The sequence below is a fragment of the Parabacteroides sp. APC149_11_2_Y6 genome, from assembly GCF_054506995.1.
The window spans coordinates 2911177-2931066 of record NZ_CP173709.1 but is presented as its reverse complement, the minus strand read 5'-3'; the positions used below and the strand labels follow the sequence as shown (position 1 = coordinate 2931066).

Below are 19890 nucleotides of genomic sequence, written 5' to 3'. Positions count from 1 at the left end.
AATCCTGAGGGATTAAAATAATAAATCGTATCTTAGCCTGAGTAAAAAAGAAAAGCAATGAGTTACGATGAATTTCTTCGTTTTATCTTTCCAGATGGAATGTTCGATTATTTTGAGTTGTCAGATTTCCAAGAAAAGCCAGCTCAGGTAGAAATATACTTTGAAGAGAAGAATATACATCCCACGGAATATACAACAGATAAATTAGAGAGCAAGGTTTTTTATGAACAAGTCAGGATGCACGATTATCCGATGCGTGGTCGTACTTGTTTATTGTTTATCAAGAAACGTCGCTGGTTCAATCACCGTACAGGTAAATATGTAAGCCGCAATTGGAAATTAGTGGCAGAAGGAACGCAAATAACGACAGAGTTTGCGTCTTTTTTAAAAGCATTGGATCGACTCTCGAGCTCTAAGCATTAGTCTTTTGGCGGATCATTACAGGATGGATGCTAAACAGTTGGAGTCGCAATACAAAAATCATCTGAGTCATTTTAAGAATTGGGAACAGCGTTCCCATGCCCAAGAGTGGATTCTCTTCGAGAAAAACATAGGGCCCTATGTCGGGCTGGACGAAACAGCTCTTTCTTCAGGAGAGTTGTATACAATCCTGATAAACAAAGATGCGAAAGGTAAAAAAGGTACCATCATCGCCATGGTTAAAGGTACATCCGCAGAAAAGGTTTCTCAAGTATTGCTCAAACTTTCCCGTCGCAGGCGTTTTCAGGTTCGTGAAATCACCTTGGACATGGCTCCCAATATGGCTCAGATAGCCCGTGTTTGTTTTCCTGCCGCCAAACAGGTTATCGACCGTTTTCATGTTCAGAAGCTCGCTTTTGAAGCTGTACAGGAAATGCGTATAAAGGCACGATGGGAGGCATTGGATAAAGAAATGGTCGAGCTTACCTATGCAAAAACATCCGGTCAGCCCTTTGTCCCTGAAACATTTGAGAATGGGGACAGCCGCAAACAACTGTTGGCAAGAAGCCGGTACCTTTTATTCAAGAAAGATGAACTTTGGTCTGAGAGCCAAAGAAAAAGGGCCAGGATTCTTTTCCGGGAATATCCCGATATTAAGAAAGCCTATTACTTAAGCATGAGGCTGGGCTTGATATATCACCAGGTAAAATCGGCAGATATTGCCTTGACACGCCTGGCACATTGGTATGACGAGGTAGACAGATCCGGTTTTCTTTCTTTTGGAACTGTAGCCAGGACTATACAAGCACATTACTTAAATATTGTTGCCTTTTTTAGAAGACGATCAACCAATGCTGCAAGTGAATCCTTCAATGCTAAAATTAAAGCTTTCAGGGCACAACTCAGAGGGGTGAGGGATGTCACTTTTTTCTTATTCAGGCTTGCTAATATTTATGCTTAAAATTTAATCCCCTCAGAATTTCGGTATGAGCCCCTATTTCCGCCCCTCCAAAAAAGAAAAACCTCCGAAACACCTTATTACAAGTAGTTTCAGAGGTTTCTTTGAGGTTCCTGGCGGATTCGAACCGCCGTACATGGTTTTGCAGACCACTGACTAAGCCACTCATCCAAGGAACCGGCTTTATTAAAACTTGAAAAATAGATAATTGAAAATTAAGAAGAATAATTATCTATTATTTTGAGGTTCCTGGCGGATTCGAACCGCCGTACACGGTTTTGCAGACCGCTGACTAAGCCACTCATCCAAGGAACCATCATTTACCAAACAGCCTTTCCGTTTAGCGAGTGCAAAGTAAAATAATATGTTTGGAATATGCAAATGTTTTTGCGTCTTTTTCCAAGAACGAAAGGTTGCAGGACTAAGGAAAAAGCAGTTACTTTGTCCTCCGTTATCATATAATAAAAAAGAAATGACGTATATAGAAACAGAAATCCCCGGAGTATGGATTATTGAACCTAAAGTGTTTGAAGATGCACGCGGGTATTTTATGGAAGCCTGGAAGAAGGAAGAGTTTGAACAACATGTCGGCAAAATTAATTTTGTACAGGATAACGAGTCCTGTTCATCGAAAGGAGTGTTGCGAGGCCTGCATTATCAGTTGGCACCTTATTCACAGTCTAAACTGGTGCGGGTGATAAAAGGAACCGTTTTGGATGTGGCTGTAGATTTACGTGTTGGTTCGCCTACTTTCGGTAAATATGTGTCAGTGGAATTATCAGGAGAGAACAAACGTCAGTTCTTCGTTCCGCAAGGGTTTGCCCATGGTTTCCATGTATTAAGTGATGAGGCTGTTTTTACTTATAAAGTAGATAATCCGTATACACCCTCACATGAAAGAGGCATACGTTTCGATGATCCTTCCGTTGGAGTGGATTGGGGAATCACAGACCCTGCTGTTGTAAATTTGTCGGATAAAGACCGGAATGCCCCTCTATTGAAAGATGCGGAATTAAACTTTACGTTCTAAAAATACAAACTAAAGAAATACAGATATGAAGACTTACCTGGTTACCGGTGCTGCCGGTTTTATTGGAGCCAATTTTATTAAGTATATGCTGGCAAAGTATCCGGACATCAAGATTGTTGTGTTGGACTTACTGACCTATGCCGGTAATCTCGGAACAATTGCAGACGATATCGATGGAAAGCGTTGTGAGTTTGTAAAAGGAGATATCTGCGACCGTGCTTTGGCCGACGAACTGTTTGCAAAGTATAACTTCGACTATGTAGTGAATTTTGCAGCAGAAAGCCACGTAGACCGTAGTATCGAGAATCCGCAGTTATTCCTGCTTACAAATATATTGGGAACCCAGAATTTATTGGATGCAGCCCGCAAAGCCTGGGTAACGGGAAAGGGAGCTACCGGTTATCCCGAATGGCGTGAAGGCGTGCGTTTCCATCAGGTATCTACCGATGAAGTATATGGTAGTCTGGGAGCGGAAGGTTATTTCCATGAAACTACTCCGTTGGACCCGCGCAGCCCGTACAGTGCCTCCAAAACAAGTTCGGACCTCTTTGTCAAGGCTTATTCCGAAACTTATAAAATGCCGGTAAGCATTACCCGCTGTTCCAACAACTACGGACCGTACCACTTCCCGGAAAAACTGATTCCGCTAATCATAAAGAATATTCTGGAAGGCAAATCGCTTCCTGTATATGGTGACGGTTCGAATGTTCGAGACTGGTTGTATGTGGAAGACCACTGCAAAGCCATTGATATGGTAATCCACCAGGGTAGGGAAGGAGAAGTATATAATGTAGGCGGTCATAATGAAAAGCAGAATATCGAAATCGTAAAACTGACTATTCAAACCATCCGCCGGTTGATGACCGAGAATCCCGAATACCGTAAGGTATTAAAGAAACAGGAAATCGGAGCCGACGGGCAAATATCCATCGATTGGATAAATGAAGACCTTATCACCTTCGTTAAAGACCGTCTCGGACACGACCAGCGTTATGCCATCGACCCGACAAAAATTACGAATGAGCTGGGATGGACTCCTGAAACCTCTTTTGAAGTAGGTATCGTAAAAACAATCCGCTGGTATCTGGAAAACCAGAAATGGGTAGAAGAGATAACCGGAGGAGATTATATGAAATATTACGAACGCATGTACGCCGGACGGGAATTATAAAACTCCCCGGTCCGGTTCCTGCTGTTCGTCCTCATGCTGATGCATAGGAACGTTATTTACCTCGAGGCTGCCCGATAATTCCGGTGCAGCCTCTTCTATTTGTTTACGGATGGCTGCACGTATCTCTTTGCGGATGTCTATACGTATGCTATCCATTTCTGCTTCTCTGGCCGGCTTAAAGATATCCTTGTATTTGCATTTGGTTATCTTGTATTTGAAATCATCCAGATTGCCGGTGATATCGATTCCCAGTTTAAACGGAACGGGCGATTTAAGAACCGACAGATGGTAATTGAATGTCATATCCATGTTGTGCGTACCACCGACTGCCACCCGGTAGCGGTCCATTTCTATCAAGAAGGGGAACACATCTATTTTATTGTCCTTTATCGTAAAGTCTACAGCAATATGCTCTATAATATTCCGCTTTTTGTTTTTAAACATCAGCGTTTTAGATATTTCAGTGAAGGTTTCGCCATCCAGAAGCACCATATTCTTACCATTCAGATAGCAAGCGGAATTTAGCGACGGAAGAATAAGAGACATGGTCGAGTCTATCTTGCAGGTAGCAGACATCTGGCAGTCTACTACACCTTCAAATGAGCGCAACATAGGAACCAGCGTATCGATAGCCGGGAATAAACCGATCAGTTTATCCACCAGTATATCTTCCATATCCAGGTCGAAGCCGGTGGTAGCTCCTGTTTTGTCTTTTGCCGTGTAAGCCATTGTGAGATGTCCGCAGCCGATATTGGAGTGCATGTTCAGCTTGTTCAGGTTGATGCTTTGGTCGCGGATGACCACTTCTCCTTGGACATTCTCCAGTTTCAAGTCGTCGAAGTCTATCTTTTTAGCATTCGTATTGAGAGTGACGTCCAGGAATGCGGGGATGATAAACAATTGGCTGGTTGTATCGGCTTTCGTTTCGGCGATTGCTTCTTCAACATGTGTATCTATTGTGGCAATATTCTCATCGGTCACTCCTGCCAGGTCTGAGTTATTTGCCGATTTCTCGGAGAACTCGATACCTTTGTTCAGGGCTTTCATCAGTTGGTCGCAATCGATGTAATCGGAAGTGAGGTTGAACTTACCTGTCAGTTTTCCGCCTCTAAGCATAGCCCGTCGTATTTGGCTTATTTCGCCACTCAGGGTGAAATTACTCTTTCCTGCATGGAGACAGGCATCTGTAAGAGTTACATTATTCGTGTTAAACTTCAATGTCGTCGGGTCCATTCTCAATGGAAGAGGGAAGAGGCGGCTGAATCCACGCATTTGCTGGAAAGACAGACTTCCCCGTGCTTCCCACTTACGCAGGAGCGAACCATTAGCTGTGCTGTCTGTTGTTGTTGTCCTGTTGCGTCTGGCACGGTTGACAGCCAAAGAGGTTGAATCGCGGCGGGTAGAATCCCTACGCGTACGGTATGCCATCATCTGTTTGCGGGCATCCCGGTAAGGGAGTGCTTCAATAACAAATTTGCTGCTTGTCAATACGACTCCCGAACGTAACGGAATACTGATATATTTTAATGTATCGACCGTGATTCTTGCAGCGGCTGTAGGTATTTGTTTGTTAGAGGCGGAAGCTTTAATGCCCCCTTCTAAAACAGTGCGACCGGTAACTAACCAAGTCGAATCCTGCATGCGTGTCCGTAATTGGTTGAAGGCAATACTGCCTGTCATCGGTATAACAGCCGTTGTATCTATTACAGGCGAGGTCTGTGCCTTCATTACCAGTTGGCTGATGTTGGTCCGAATATCTTCCTGATATTTCACATTCATGCTGTCGATGGACATTGTAAAACCAAGTAAGTCTTTCTGCTTCAGGTAACGGCTGCTGTCCTTGCGCATAGAGTCGATGGCAAAGCGTGCACCGTTTACAAATATATCCATAGCCAGCGGTTGGCTGAATGCTTTCAGGGAATCTACCCTCAGACTACCGTTTGCCTGGATTTTGTTGAAGCGGCTGTCCAATACATCGTTCAATGTAAACTTTGTAGAGAAATCCGCATTCATGGAACCTTCCACCAGTAAGGTATCCGGATTCAGGAACTCTTTGCACAGGCGGGTAAAGTCCACGTTACCTTTCATCTTTGCCTGGATAGCTGGATTTTTAAGTAGGTTGGTTGCTTCTCCCTGCATGGTGAGAGAAGTATTCAGGCCCTTCATTGTCAACTCTTCCAAAGAAATAAAAGAGGAGTCCGGATATTCCCCGTTTAAGTGGATATCCATGTCCATTTGGAGAGTGTCGATGCCATGTTTGATATCTTTGATGTGGTACGAACCGTTCTCCACTTTACAGCATAGGTTTATTTTGGGGAAGATACTGTCGCTCAGGAAACCATGAATATCTCCTTCCAGCAGGATAGAGCCTTTGGCTATCGTTTTGTCCCGGTTCTGGAAATACGCATCGGGAATAAATGCCAGCAGGTCATTCATATCCGAAATCTTCATCCCCATGTCGAGGTCTATTCTCATCCGCTTTTCATCCGGCAGGTTCACTACGGAACCGTTTGTGGTGAATGGCAGATTATTGATTAATAGTTCTGCACCCTCGAGCGTTACCGAATTATAATTGTCTGCCAGCAGGAGGCGGCTCTTGAATTGGAGGGCTAAATCATTCTTTAACGTATATCCCGGGCTTTCAAACAGGATGGAGGCAGTTTTTGTTTCCACATCCAGCTTGTTTTGTCCGTCCGTAAGCGAGCCATCTAATTTCAGGAAGAAGCCGCTTACCTCGGCAAAGGTTTCCGCTTGCCGGTCGTCGTAAACGAAGAAACCGTCTTTTATACGTACTCTCTGTATGTCGATGGGAGGGAGCTGAGTCTCGCTCCCAGTGGTGTCTTCGCTTTGGTAAATATCCCAGTTTGCAGCACCTTTTTCATTCACATATCCGAAGAAGCGGGGAGTGTCCAAAGAGAAATTTTTAATTGTGACCTTGCCGCCAAACAAGTAGTCCAACGGTTGTATGGACAGTGTTGCATGGCGGAAACTGAACAGCGAGTCGACAGACATAACCATGTCTTCGTCCGGCTCTTCTACCGTCAGCGAGTCTTTTGCCATGTGGGAAATCAGTCGTCCGTTTGTAAGTTTGACCCCTAAATAAGGATAGGTTTCGAAGTAGGTCAGTTCTATTCGTTCGCATTCCAGATGCGCTTCAAGGAACTTGTTTGTTTGTTCGATGACGAGAGGTGTCAGTTTCTCTGGAGGCAGTACACCCCAGTTTAGTACGGCGAAAAGGATAGACGGTATAATAAAAAATAAAGATAACAGTGTGACGGCTGTTATAATAAGTCCTTTCTTATAACGTTTCATAGTACGAATGCAAGTTTATTTTTCTACATGTTCTGTGGTACAAAGGTATTAAATAATGCAGTATCTTTGTCTTCATTGTCGGATTAAAAAGCATAAAGCGTATGGATTTCCGTTTAAAGGTATTTCACAGTGTAGCAACCAACCTGAGTTTTACTAAAGCATCGAAGGAGTTGTTTATCAGCCAGCCTGCCATCAGCAAACATATACACGAACTGGAAATCCAGTACAAGATTCCTCTTTTCAACCGGACGGGGAATAAGATAGCCCTGACTGTTGCCGGCGAGTTGCTTCTTTCCCATACAAACCAGTTGTTATCGGCTTACCGGCAGATGGAGTTCGAGATGAATCTGCTGACGGACAACCTTTCCGGCGAATTGTCCATTGGTGCCAGTACTACTATTGCCCAATATGTTTTGCCTCCCGTGCTTGCTTCTTTTATCCGTAAGTTCCCGGATGTGCGCATTACTTTGCTCAACGGTAATAGCCGAGATATAGAACAGGCTCTATATGATGGAAAGATAACATTGGGAATGGTGGAAGGCAACATCCGCCAGAATACGCTGCGTTACCAACCTTTTATGAAAGACGAACTGGTGGTTGTAGCGCATACTGGCAGTTCTTTTGCCCGTTATGATGAGTTGACACTGGAAGAACTATGCCGCATGCCACTCGTTTTGCGTGAAAACGGTTCCGGTACGCTGAATGTCTTGGAAGACACCTTGGCAAAACATCAGATAAAAATGACCCAGTTGAACGTACGTATGCAGTTGGGCAGTACGGAAAGTATCAAGTCCTTTATAGAGAATTCGGATACGCTTGCCATCATATCTGTCCGTGCCGTAACACGCGAACTGATGTCCGGTCAATTAAAAGTAATAGATGTGGAAAATTTCTCAGCCGAGCGGATGTTCTCTTTTATTCAGTTGCAGGGGCAGAGCGGAGGTGTGGAAGAGAGTTTCATTCGGTATATGATGAAACAAGGGTGATTCCTGTTTCTTTAATCATAACCTTGACATTCCAAGACTAACTACTTTCTTATAACACATTGCACGGAAGACTGCATTTACCGAAATGGGGGATATCCGGAGCTTTTCGGATTAATACGCTAAAATAGATTGTTTAGTCCAATTAAGACTACGTTAAGATTTCACAAATATATAAAGATATTACTACATATTAATACCATAATCCTTTGATTATTAAAGCTTATTGCTTACGTAAAATTCTCAAAATCCTGAGAATTTATGAATCTCAACAACTTTCACGGCATGAAATTTATTAAGATATCCTAATTTTTAACGTAGTCTTAATTGAACTGTCGATATTATTTTTTGTAAACTACCCAATTGGATAGTAATCAGACGCAAATTCATTTTTGACGCGGATTGCGCGAATAAACGCGGATTAAAGACAACAGGAATAGGGTAATAACAAACATAAACAATTAAATATCTATGAAGATGAAAACAGAACTACAAGATCTATGTCCCTCTATCAGACTTGTACAGGCACTCGCGGCAAGTATATATCTACTTGCTGCCGTGCTGCTTGCCTCCTGTACGGCAGAGGCAGACAAGACAGACCGCACATCCACAGGCGGAACAGACAGTGCTAACAAACGCGAAGTACTTCTTTCTTTTAAGAACAAACTCACAGTGAAAACAACCAAAACAGAGACAAAAGCAGATGTTCCTATTGCCACCGAAATGGAGAACGAAATCGCTACATTGGATATTTATGTTTTCGGAGCCAAGACAGAAGGCGACGCTTATACCTTCCGTGAACGGTTCGCTTACCGGCAGGACGGTTCGGCACTTCCGGCAGGAGCAAAAGAACTTAACCTTACACCAAGTACGGATAATGCTACTACTACAGCATTACTGGAACTCCAAAAAGGGTTATTCGTTCGCCTTTATTGCATTGCCAACCAAACAGACTTGATTAATCCTGTTGATGGCAATATAGTAGCAGATACTTATTTTGCTCCGCTTACTTACGATATGGAAACGGGACTCCTGACAGACGGTATCCCAACTGAACTACAATTTCAGAAATACCATTCCCCACTACTGGCTAATGCCTCCCCGGCATTAGGCTTACCCCTCCCGATGACAGGCGCACAAACGACCCCTATAGACTTGACAGACTTCGCCTCTTCCGCCCGTGTGCAGGTAGGCTTTAAACTGACCCGCACAATGGCTCGCTTTGATGTAAGCAATATAGAGGAGGGCTCTAAATTCCATTTGGAATCTATCTCGATGGGCAACGGACGGAGAGGAACGACCTTCTTTCCGGTTAAGGTATATGGTGCTGCCACAGCAGCAGACGGGGAGTTAATTACTTACCCGGCAAGTGCTTTTGAAGGAGAGAATGCAAATAAAGGCTTGCAGGTATCCGCTTTCTACAGTTATCCAAGTTTGTTGGAAGATGAAGGTTTCCTGATTCTGAACGGTACTTATCAGGTAAACCTGACGGAGAAGAAAGAGGTAACTTATCAGATTCCTTTCAAGCAACAAACCTCCGATGGAGGCTCCGTTGAGTTGGAAATCAACCCCAACCACCGGTATACCATCGGTATCACTAAAGCGGACGAATATCATCTGGACTTTACGCTGGATGTGGCAGATTGGGATGACGCCGGCAATGTTGACGACTACAACCCGTCCGGAAACGGCAATGCACTCGCGCTGTCGGTTATTATACCGGACGATATGAAAGACAGGGTCGACTATACGGAAGAAACCAGTACCGTTGCCATAGAAGCCCAAGGAGGGTTCTCTTTTGATGTACTGGTTAGTAATAACATGCCACTGGATGTTACAAAGAATTATACAGGAAGCGCCGCCGCACAGGACTGCGACTGGCTGGAAATAAGCGCTCCCACAGAGATAACCAAAGCATCGGCAGGCGGCTATCGCTATACCATCTCAGTGAAATCAGGGTATGACAAGGAAATCTATCCAAAAGCGGTTTTCCGATTTACGGACAGAATAACCGGAGACGAAAGCATCCTTCGGGTAACACAGGCGCCACCCATATCCGTTATTATTCCCGAGGATATGAATGGCAAAGTCCTCTATACGGAAACAAGCCGTACGGTGGGTATCGAAGCTACGGACAATTACCGTTTCAATGTACTGATTAACAGCAAAGCTCCCCTTACTATGAGTAAAGAGTATGCCGGAGGCTCGGAAATGCAGCTGTACGACTGGCTGGATGTAAACGAGCTGCCTGAATTGACAAGGGCAACCGTAGAAGGAAAGAGCTATGCTGTTTCAGTGAAACCGGGCTATGACAAAGACCTTTGCCCTGATGCAATTGTTCACTTTACCGATACGGAATCCGGATTCGACAACGTGCTTTACGTAAAACCGCTCCCGGCAATGCCGGTTCTGAGTTCCGCAGCAACTGTAGCCCTCCATGCTGAAGCGAATTACTCGGTTCCTTCTTTTACCATTACCGGAAAGAGTGTGGGCGGTTCCAAAATCTCCGGTCCCGACTGGCTGACTTATGAAACGACAAACAGCAGTACCAATCTTTTTTCTTACACCGTAAAGTTAGACCCATCGAAAAGCAGTTTCCCGACAGCGGTTCCCGGCGAACAAACTATCCGCATAATAAACAGCGGGGATGAAACCAAGGTCGTAGAGGTAAAAGTCAGCTTTACCGAAGCCAATGCGTGGATAGCATCCAACCTTGCAAATTATGATCAATATACATCGGACGGTTATCGCGTGGGAACAGGAGGTAAAACGATGACGGTATCGTTCTATAGCATGTTTGCCGCCCCTGCATTATCAACTTCTTACGATAGCAATTATTGTTCCTCAAAGAACGGGGGAAATACCTGGCTAAACAGTTCCAAACTGGCAAAAACGGAGATCGTTAATAACCGCCGTAAATACACTTACAACATAGTTGTGACCGGTTCAAGCGGAACGGATGCGGCTTACCAGCTTCACAGGGCTGTAATGAATATTAAGCAGAACAGCACAACTATTAAATCGTATACCCTTTGGCGTGGTGCGTCTTATATCCGGTATCCAGCCGGAGGTGGTAGTCCTTATTATACAGCTATCAGGAAAGGTTCTTATTATTGGGCTCCCGTTAATTGCGGTGCAACCCGCGTGGCTCAGGCTGGCGACGGAAAAAGTCCCGGAACAGTAGCCGGAACCGGCAATCTCTACCAGTGGGGACGTTATGATTATACAAATCATGGTGGTTCTACCGCTTCCGGTCCTATAAGTAATTCCAGACCTAATAATAATACCTTTTATAAGGCGCCCAACAACACTAACGACTGGTTAACTCCTCAAAATAACACTTTGTGGAACGGTAGCAGTAAAGGTGTAAACGACCCTTGTCCTCCGGGTTATCGTGTACCGACATTCGATGAACTATGGTCTATCGGGAATGCGACCAGTTATGATAACAGCGGCGGTTTATTCAAAGTAAATGCAGAGAGCGGCTACCCTCAGCTCGTTTTGCCTGCTGCGGGCTATCGCTACTTCGATTCCGGTGCGTCCGTCGATCAGGGTTCCTACGGCTTCTATTGGTCGTCGTCGGTTCCGTCAGGTAGTACGGGCGCCAGCCGCGTACACTTCAATAGTGCTACGTTGAACCAGAAGACGAGCCTCAGGGCGAGCTGCTTCTCTGTCCGCTGTTTAAAAGAATAAAAAAAGTTGGCGTATTAGCTAAGATTGTTCTTCGATTGCCGACCGCATTCGAAAATCTGATTTACCTCTCCGGAGGTGTTCAATAGCAGGATGCAGTGCTGCAAAATAGCTTCGCTCACAAGCAAAAGTAGAAAACAGCACCATATTTCCATTCCGCAGGCGTGCGAAATCAGAACATAACACTATTTTATATATCCGCAGGCGTGCGAGACCATGAAATAGCGCTATAAAATCCATTCGCACGCCTGCGGAAGCATAAAAAGCACTAAAAAATCACTCCGCACGACAGCGAAACCACAAAATAGTGCTATGAAACCCCTTCGCACGTCTGCGGAGGTATAAAATAGTGCTATATCCTACTTTCGCTGGCCTACGAAGCAATTTCTATTATAAAATATTTATTTAAAACATGATTTACATGGCTAAAATTCAAACAATTCCCAAATCAAGGTTACGAAACAATGAATGGCTGGCAGCAGGGCGTGCCATCGAACTGCAAATCCAAACAGCGGGAGTATCCGCTTTAGGTGTAACCATCCCTTTTGAAAACTTTCAAAAGGGATTGCAGGCTTACGACGACAGTCTGGTCAAACTCTCCAAAAGTGCACTGACCTCAGAGATGAGCACTGCCGACAAAAAACGAGATTCGCTGCAATCTGCCATCCTCGGTCAGATACGCACTTTCGCCAACCATTTCGAAGCCGACAAACAAACGGCTGCCAAACGGCTGATTCCTTTCGCCGACACATATAAAAACACCACCCAACTCAGTTTCAACGACCAGACGGGTATGACGGAAAACTTTATACAGGCAGCCGAATCGGATGTAATGAAAGCGGATTTCGCCACCCTTGGCCTGACCGCATGGATTGGCGAACTCAAGAAAGCAAACGCCGAATGTGCCTCCCTCGCCGATGCACGCCGCACCGAATCCGGGCAGCGCAACACCCCGCAGAAATCCGAAGAAACCCGCCCGGCATTTTACGCCGCTTATGATGTATTAGTGGAAGCCCTGAATGCCCTTGCTCTGGTGAATGGCGACAGCAAATATCTGGAACTTTTCACTTGGTGGAACGCCATGATAGACGAATTTCGTGTATCTGTCTCCCTACGTCATGGAAAAGGTAAAGGTGGCAAAACAGATGGCGGCAGCAGCAACCGACCCAATCCCGATGCCGGAGGGGGCAGTGATGGAGATAAACCCACAGAACTTTAATCAGGTGACAGTTGACAAGTGACAGTTGACAGTTGGGCTTCGCGCTCGGTATACAAACCGGCTGAAAGCTGCCAATAACTGTCAACTGTCACATGTCAACTGTCAATTGTTTTTTATTGTCTTTAAAACCTTAACTTTTTAGGCCATGGGTTGTTCTATAAGGACTAAACGCCTTGGTATGAAACGTGTGATTGGCATATATCTTGTCTTGATGACTCTGGGGTTTATCTCCTGTTCCGGCAAAGATGAACTATGGGTGGAGGAAACAGTCCGTTTATCGGTTTCGGCTCCTGTATTCGATGCGGAAGTTTATTCGAGGACAAGCATGACAGGAAGCAAAGCAGCGTTTACCGCAGGCGACAGGATAGGTGTTTTTGAAACGTTGACCGGTAGCAATAATGTCGCTTTTTTATATGATGGAACATTGTGGGGAACTACAACTCCTGTTTACTGGCGCAATAATACTTCCATACATACATTCTACGCCTATTACCCGTATACGGTTTCCAGCCAGGGATTATCCGTTGCCATTCCTGTATTAAATCAACAAAAAGTATCCACCGTTCCGGATGCCGCCTGCGATATGCTGGTAACGCCTGTTGCTACAACCCAGACACGAAGCAGCAGTACCAGTGTAGGTCTTACGATGAGCCATAACTTTGCCCTGCTGCGGTTCGATATTAAAATGAGTGTTCTGAGCCTTTTGAATCCTTATGTACTCGATTCATTGATTGTCCGTGGCGGAAATGCACAGGGGGGAACCGGTCCTTATGGCATGTTTAATACCACGAATGATATAAACAGGGTTAGTTATAACCTCTCGTCCAAATCCTTTAATTTATCACCCAATAATAGCACGACTTGCTCCCAGTTCCTGAGAGTTGCCCCTCTTTCAGTCAATATCCAGACCACGGCTGTTTCTGTGTATGTACTTATACTTCCCGGTGAATATGAAAATCCGTCTCCGGCTATCAACCTGAAACTTTCCACATTGGGAATCCTTCCTAAAAATACAGGTTTTCTGGTTTTACCGGGTTCGGCTTCTTTTAAAGCCGGTACTATGTATGTCTATCAGGTATCGGTCGGTTTGAATCTTTTAGGAGGTACCAAAGCCGGAGGAGGGGAGAAAGAACCTGTTACGCTATCGGTGGCAATAGACCGGTGGTTTCCTTAATTAAAAAAAGTGTTTTCCTTATTGATTGTTCAATTTAAAAAAAGTAATGAGATGAAGCGACTAATGATTTATGCAGCTACAGCAATAACCCTGATGGGATGTAGTAATGATCCGGGATGTGATTGGGACCGAAGCCAAAAACCGGGTGTAGACCTTGGTAGTGAAGATATTCGAATTGAGGCACTGCTTGCAGATGTGCAACCTGTTACGCGAACCTCCATTGACGGTACCGGCAAGGCCTCGTGGATAAACGGAGATGCTTTGGGACTGTTCTGTCCACAGGCAAAGGCTCCGGCTGTTAATGTAAGCTATACTGTTTCGGGATTACCGGCATCCCCGGTATGGGCTCCGGCCACCGGTATTTATTGGGCGGATGGAGCTACTTCGCATACATTCCTTGCCTATGCACCGTATGCAAGCGGAAATACTTCGGCTGCCAGTGTGAAGTTGCCGGCATTGACGCCTCAGACAGGTACGGTAAATCCGGCACAGGATTTTCTTATCTCCAATAATTATGGTACAACCGGGCTTGCACGTCCTGCAAACGGCAATGTGGGACTTATCTTTACGCATGCTTTCGCTCTGGTTCAGTTGCAGTTTACCATTAATGCGAGTGTCGCTTCCGGCACTACTTTACAATCGTGTGTATTAGCCGGAGGTGCTTCCGATAAGCTATATACATCGGATGGTAATTCAACGATATCTTTGTCGACAGGGGCTATTACGGCTACAGGAACAACAACGAATACATTGACAGTTTCTCCCACAACACCTCCGACACTGAGTTCAACAGTAACCAGCCTTTTCTTTGTTATTCTGCCGGGAACGTTTACTCCTACTGTACAGATTACTTTGAGTGAAGGAGGTTCGACCATCACGGTACCGACTGGAAATATAGCTTCGACAACTTATAATGCAGGTTCCAAATATATGTATACCGTGAGTATATCCCGTACGGCAATCAGTCTTTCCAATCCTACCATTACAGACTGGAATGCTGTTTCTTCCGGTTCTATAAACGGTGGTATTTAAGCCATATGATTGTATAAAAAAGTCAGGGTGATGTGTCAAAAGCATATATTAGGGAACGCAGACTACGCAGACAGAACGCAGACCATATTTTTCAATAAATAATCTGCGTGTTCTGCGTAATCTGCGTTCAGTAATAGCTTTTTGACACATCCCCCTGAATACTGTCCGGGGAACTTTTACCTTGTTTCTTTCAGTGCGTCTTCCAGACTGATACCTAAAGCATCGGCAACACCTTTACCATAGGCCGGGTCTGCCTTGTAGCAGTTGCGTACATGACGCTGTTGGATGAACAGTTCGGCTCCTCCTATCTGACGTGCCGTGTTTTCAAACAAGAATTGTTGTTCTTCGGTAGTCATCAAGCGGAACAGGGCGCCGGGTTGGCTGTAATAATCATCATCGTATTCGCGTTCGTTGTAATTATAGATGTCTCCATTAGCCTTGTATGGCGGTTCTTTGTTTTCGGGAGAGTCTTTCCATTCTCCATAGCTGTTTGGTTCGTATCCTTTCGCAGCACCGTAGTTGCCATCTACACGCATGGCACCGTCGCGGTGATAAGCATGGAACGGACAGCGAGGTTTGTTTACCGGAATTTGTTCCAGGTTAACACCCAGGCGATAACGCTGTGCGTCTCCATACGAGAATAATCTTCCCTGCAACATCTTATCCGGAGAGAAGCCGATACCGTCCACAATATTCATCGGGTTGAATGCGGCCTGTTCCACTTCGGCGAAATAGTTTTCCGGGTTGCGGTTCAGTTCCAGGATACCTACATCCTGCAACGGGAAGTCTTTGTGGGGCCATACCTTTGTCAGGTCGAACGGATTGATGGGATACGTATTCGCCTGTTCTTCGGTCATTAGCTGTATCTGGAACTTCCATTTCGGGAAATCCCCTTTTTCAATGCTTTCGAAAAGGTCGCGTTGGTGGGATTCGCGGTCTTTGGCGATGATGGCTTCAGCTTCCTGGTCGGTCAGGTTTTTGATGCCTTGCATTGTCCTCAGATGGAATTTTACCCAGATACGTTCGTTGTTGGCATTCAGGAAGCTATATGTATGGCTTCCGAATCCATGCATATGGCGGTAAGAATAAGGAATACCGCGTGTGCTCATCGTAATGGTTACCTGATGCAATGCTTCGGGAAGCAATGTCCAGAAATCCCAGTTGTTATTGGCACTGCGCATATTCGTTTTCGGGTCTCTCTTCACGGCATGGTTGAGGTCCGGAAACTTCAACGGGTCACGCAGGAAGAACACAGGGGTATTGTTTCCTACTAAATCCCAGTTACCTTCTTCCGTGTAGAATTTCATGGCGAAGCCGCGAATGTCGCGTTCCGCATCGGCTGCGCCACGTTCGCCTGCTACGGTAGAGAAGCGGACAAAGCAGTCGGTTTTCTTGCCAACTTCGCTGAAGATGGCAGCTTTAGTATACTTTGTAATATCGTGAGTCACGGTAAATGTACCGTAAGCACCGGAACCTTTGGCGTGCATACGTCTTTCGGGAATTACCTCCCGGTCGAAATGTGCGAGCTTTTCAATTAACCACGGGTCTTGCAGTAACACTTGTCCGCGGGGACCTACTGTCTGTGTGTTCTGATTGTCTGCAACGGGGCGTCCGTTAGCAGTAGTTAGCTTTTTGTTGTTCATAAGATGTTTTTTTGTATTAGTTCAGATATTCCCTATATAATTAACTGATTTAATACGTTTTTTGTTTATAATTATATCACAAAAATAGAATATTATATAATGACTATCAAATAGTTAATTTTGATGATCAGATAGACCGGGTTTATGTTTCCTGTCTAAAACTTTCTCCTGGAACAACTGTAACAGCTCATAGAAGCTGGGTATAAACATAGTAGCGAATACCGTGTTTACCGCCATCCCGAACACTACGGCTGCACCGAGCGAAATACGGCTTTCGGCTCCTGCTCCGGTAGCAAACAACAAGGGCATCACACCCAAGACGAATGCAAAGGATGTCATCAGAATCGGACGCAAACGGACGTGCCCTGCTTCCAGTGCCGAGTCGCGTATCGGATTGCCGGCTTTGTGATAGTCGCGTGCGAACTCTACTATCAGGATACCGTTCTTAGCTGAGAGGGCGATAAGCAGGATGATACCGATTTGTGTATAGATACTGACCGGTATTCCCATAACGAAGCATCCCAATAATGCACCCAACAGGGCGATAGGTAATCCCATGATGGCTGCCAGCGGACTGGTCCAGCTTTCATATTGGGCGGACAGCACCAGGTAGGCAACGAGCAATGCCATGATAAAGATAATCGAGGTGGTGGAGCCTGCCTTTGTTTCCTGATAGGCCACAGAGGTCCATTCGTACCCGAAGTTATCGCCCAGTTGTTCCTGTATGAGTTCTTCCATTGCCTGTATCGCCTCGCCCGAGCTATATTCCGGATTGGGGATACAGGTGATGGATGCGGATGAATACATATTATAGAGGTTTATCTGGTCCAGGCCCAATGTCTCTTTAATTTCTGTAAAGGCGGAGAAGGGAACCATCTTGCCATCGCTGTTTTCGATGCTCAGGTGCAGTACGTCGTCAATCGTTTTTTGTGCCTGACTGCCGGCTTCAATCTTCACCTGGTAGATACGCCCGAACTCTACAAAGTCGTTTACATAGGCTGCTCCCATATAGTAACTTAAGGTAGAGAATACCTCGTTGAGTTGCAGACCGAGCAGTTGTACCTTGTCCCTGTCGATGTTCAACAGGTATTGCGGGACATTCGCCTGGTACATACAGGAGAGGCTGAGCAACTGCGGTTTTGTGCGGAAGGAAGCTTCCAGCGTTTCGATGGCACGTTGCATCTCCGTAGGTCCGAGGTTCTTGCGGTCTTCCAGTTGCAGTTGCAAGCCGCCGGAAGCTCCCAGTCCCGGAATGGCAGGGGGAACCATTGCGAATATCTGCGCTTCTTGGATGCCGTATGCTTCGCGGTTGAAACGATTCACAACAGACTGCGCCGTGTGTTCTTTTCCTTTTCGTTCCTTCCAGTTTTTCAGGATGACAAAATAAGTTCCTGCATTAGAGAGTTCCCCGCCGCCCATAATGGAGAAGCCGCTAATCCCGATATAGGTCTTGACCTCCGGATAGCTGTCCAGTATCCGGTTGATTTGCTTGCTCACCGCTTCCGTCCGATTCAGGCTGGATGCCGGAGGCAATTGACTGGATACAAGGAAATAGCCGTCGTCTTCTTGGGGAATAAAGGTAGTCGGCCAACGCATAAACATCAGGACTGCCGCAGCCGTGATGATGCCGAATGCTATCAGGGTGGGAACCGGCTTCTTGAGCATCTTACCGGTGATGTCGTCGTATATCTGCTGGGTTTTTCCGAACCCTTTGTTGAAAGCTTTGAATACAAAGAAGTTGGAACCCTTGTTCGTTTGCAGGAACAGGGCGCATAGGGCGGGTGTCAGTGTCAGCGAGTTGATACCGCTCAGTACAGTAGCTGAAGCGATAGTCAATGCAAACTGTTTATACAGTTGTCCGGAGATACCACTGATAAAGGTAGTCGGGATAAATACTGCCAATAACACGAGGACTACGCCTACGATGGGTCCGGTTATCTCCTTCATCGCCTCTGTCACAGCTTCCCGTGCTGTGTATTTCCCCGTATCCATCAGACGCGAGGAGTTTTCGACCACCACGATGGCATCGTCCACCACAATAGCAATGGCCAGGATTAAGCCGAACAAGGTCAGGGTATTGATGGAGAAGCCCAAAGCCGACATCACAGCCAGTGTTCCTATCAGGGAAACCGGGATGGTGATACATGGGATGATAACGGCACGGAAGTTCTGGAGGAAGAGGAAGATAACCAGAATAACCAGTGCGGTAGTTTCGAGGAAAGTAACCAGCACTTCATCGATAGAGGCGTTGATTACTTCGGTTGTGTCCAGAGTGACTTCATATTTTACCCCATCGGGGAGGTTCGCTCCTAATTGCGCCATTTTCTCTTTTACGGCCTGTGCTACATCCAGCGAGTTGGAACCCGGAAGCTGGTAGATGGCAATGGCTGCTGTCTGTTGTCCTTTCAGGTTGGAGGTGACGTTGTAAGAAGAGCTACCCAGCTCGATACGCGCCACATCTTTCAGCCGGAGCAACTTGCCGCCCTTCTCCGTGCGAAGGATAATGTTACCAAATTCTTCGGGAGTTGTCAGTCTGCCTTTTACCGTCAGAGTGTATTGAAATGGATTATCGGCGCTGGCGATAGGTTGCCCTACATAACCGGCGGATACCTGTGTATTCTGGGTGGAGATAGCCTGAAACACCATATTTGGTGTCAGATTGCGAATACGCATGGCGGAAGGGTCGAGCCAGATACGCATGCTGTAGCTGCCGGCGCCCATCACGCTGACGGACCCGACTCCGGGAAGGCGGGTCAGCTCGTTTGTCATATTCAGGCTGGCATAGTTACCGAGGTAAAGACCGTCGTAGACCGGATTATCTGATGAAAGTGTGAGCATCATTACAATGTTGGACGACTGTTTGCGCGTTGTGATACCCTGTACGATAACGGCTTCCGGCAGACTTCCCTGTGCAATGCTTACACGGTTCTGTACCATAACGGTGGCCATGTCGATGTCGGTACCTACGGCAAAAGTGATAGTCAATGAATACGCTCCGGAACTGGAGGAGTTGGAACTCATATAAAGCATTCCGTCCACACCGTTCACTTGTTGTTCGATGGGTAATCCTACGGTTTGTGCAACTGTTTCCGCATTTGCTCCGGGGTAGACCGCAGATACCTCGACGGTAGGCGGTGTGATTTCCGGATATTGGGCAATGGGTAATATATGGAGTGTGACTAATCCGGCTACCACCATGATAAGTGCGAGGACGGTAGCGAATATAGGTCTGTTTATGAAGAACTTTACCATAGCTTC

Annotated in this window: 12 protein-coding genes and 2 tRNA genes; 9 read left to right on the top strand and 5 right to left on the bottom strand. The window is 45.8% G+C overall.

Annotated elements, in window-relative coordinates:
- The first annotated feature begins 57 nt into the window (after window positions 1–57).
- Window positions 58–423, top strand: a complete 366-nt coding sequence (locus tag ACGE0T_RS12205; protein ID WP_459186915.1) for an ISAon1 family transposase N-terminal region protein — start codon at window positions 58–60, stop codon at window positions 421–423.
- Between the two features lie 22 nt (window positions 424–445).
- The gene (locus ACGE0T_RS12200; protein WP_459186914.1) at window positions 446–1381 is read left to right on the top strand and encodes an ISAon1 family transposase; all 936 of its coding nucleotides are present in this window, start codon (window positions 446–448) and stop codon (window positions 1379–1381) included.
- Between the two features lie 104 nt (window positions 1382–1485).
- Here the strand turns inward: ACGE0T_RS12200 and ACGE0T_RS12195 are convergent.
- Window positions 1486–1557 (bottom strand) — tRNA-Cys (locus ACGE0T_RS12195).
- Between the two features lie 64 nt (window positions 1558–1621).
- Window positions 1622–1693 (bottom strand) — tRNA-Cys (locus ACGE0T_RS12190).
- Window positions 1694–1850: 157 nt separating this feature from the next.
- Here ACGE0T_RS12190 and rfbC point away from each other — a divergent pair.
- Window positions 1851–2408, top strand: coding sequence for a dTDP-4-dehydrorhamnose 3,5-epimerase (rfbC, locus tag ACGE0T_RS12185; RefSeq protein WP_459186913.1), 558 nt, complete (start codon window positions 1851–1853; stop codon window positions 2406–2408).
- 25 nt (window positions 2409–2433) lie between these two features.
- Window positions 2434–3579: a dTDP-glucose 4,6-dehydratase gene (gene rfbB / locus ACGE0T_RS12180; RefSeq protein WP_459186912.1), complete on the top strand. Its 1146-nt coding sequence runs from the start codon at window positions 2434–2436 to the stop codon at window positions 3577–3579.
- Here rfbB and ACGE0T_RS12175 read toward each other — a convergent pair.
- Window positions 3574–6891, bottom strand: coding sequence for an AsmA-like C-terminal region-containing protein (locus ACGE0T_RS12175; RefSeq protein ID WP_459186911.1), 3318 nt, complete (start codon window positions 6889–6891; stop codon window positions 3574–3576). The two genes, rfbB and ACGE0T_RS12175, sit on opposite strands and share 6 nt — an antisense overlap.
- A 101-nt stretch (window positions 6892–6992) precedes the next feature.
- On the opposite strand from ACGE0T_RS12175, the gene ACGE0T_RS12170 reads away from it, so the two are divergent.
- The 5 genes from ACGE0T_RS12170 (at window position 6993) to ACGE0T_RS12150 (ending at window position 14989) form a co-directional block, all read left to right on the top strand.
- Entirely contained in the window at window positions 6993–7877 is an 885-nt protein-coding gene (locus tag ACGE0T_RS12170; RefSeq protein WP_459186910.1) for a LysR substrate-binding domain-containing protein, read from the top strand.
- A 474-nt stretch (window positions 7878–8351) separates the two neighbouring features.
- Window positions 8352–11567: a fibrobacter succinogenes major paralogous domain-containing protein gene (locus ACGE0T_RS12165; protein ID WP_459186909.1), complete on the top strand. Its 3216-nt coding sequence runs from the start codon at window positions 8352–8354 to the stop codon at window positions 11565–11567.
- 418 nt (window positions 11568–11985) lie between these two features.
- Window positions 11986–12783 carry a DUF6261 family protein gene (locus tag ACGE0T_RS12160; protein WP_459186908.1) on the top strand — a complete coding sequence of 266 codons (798 nt, stop codon included), beginning with the start codon at window positions 11986–11988 and terminating at the stop codon, window positions 12781–12783.
- A gap of 178 nt (window positions 12784–12961) precedes the next feature.
- Window positions 12962–13957, top strand: coding sequence for a fimbrillin family protein (locus ACGE0T_RS12155; protein WP_459186907.1), 996 nt, complete (start codon window positions 12962–12964; stop codon window positions 13955–13957).
- Between the two features lie 51 nt (window positions 13958–14008).
- On the top strand, window positions 14009–14989 hold the full coding sequence (locus ACGE0T_RS12150) for a fimbrillin family protein (RefSeq protein ID WP_459186906.1): 981 nt from the start codon (window positions 14009–14011) through the stop codon (window positions 14987–14989).
- 176 nt (window positions 14990–15165) lie between these two features.
- Here the strand turns inward: ACGE0T_RS12150 and ACGE0T_RS12145 are convergent, their stop codons facing one another.
- Window positions 15166–16632: a catalase gene (locus ACGE0T_RS12145; RefSeq protein WP_459186905.1), complete on the bottom strand. Its 1467-nt coding sequence runs from the start codon at window positions 16630–16632 to the stop codon at window positions 15166–15168.
- 114 nt (window positions 16633–16746) lie between these two features.
- Window positions 16747–19884, bottom strand: coding sequence for an efflux RND transporter permease subunit (locus tag ACGE0T_RS12140; RefSeq protein ID WP_459186904.1), 3138 nt, complete (start codon window positions 19882–19884; stop codon window positions 16747–16749).
- Window positions 19885–19890 lie beyond the last annotated feature (6 nt).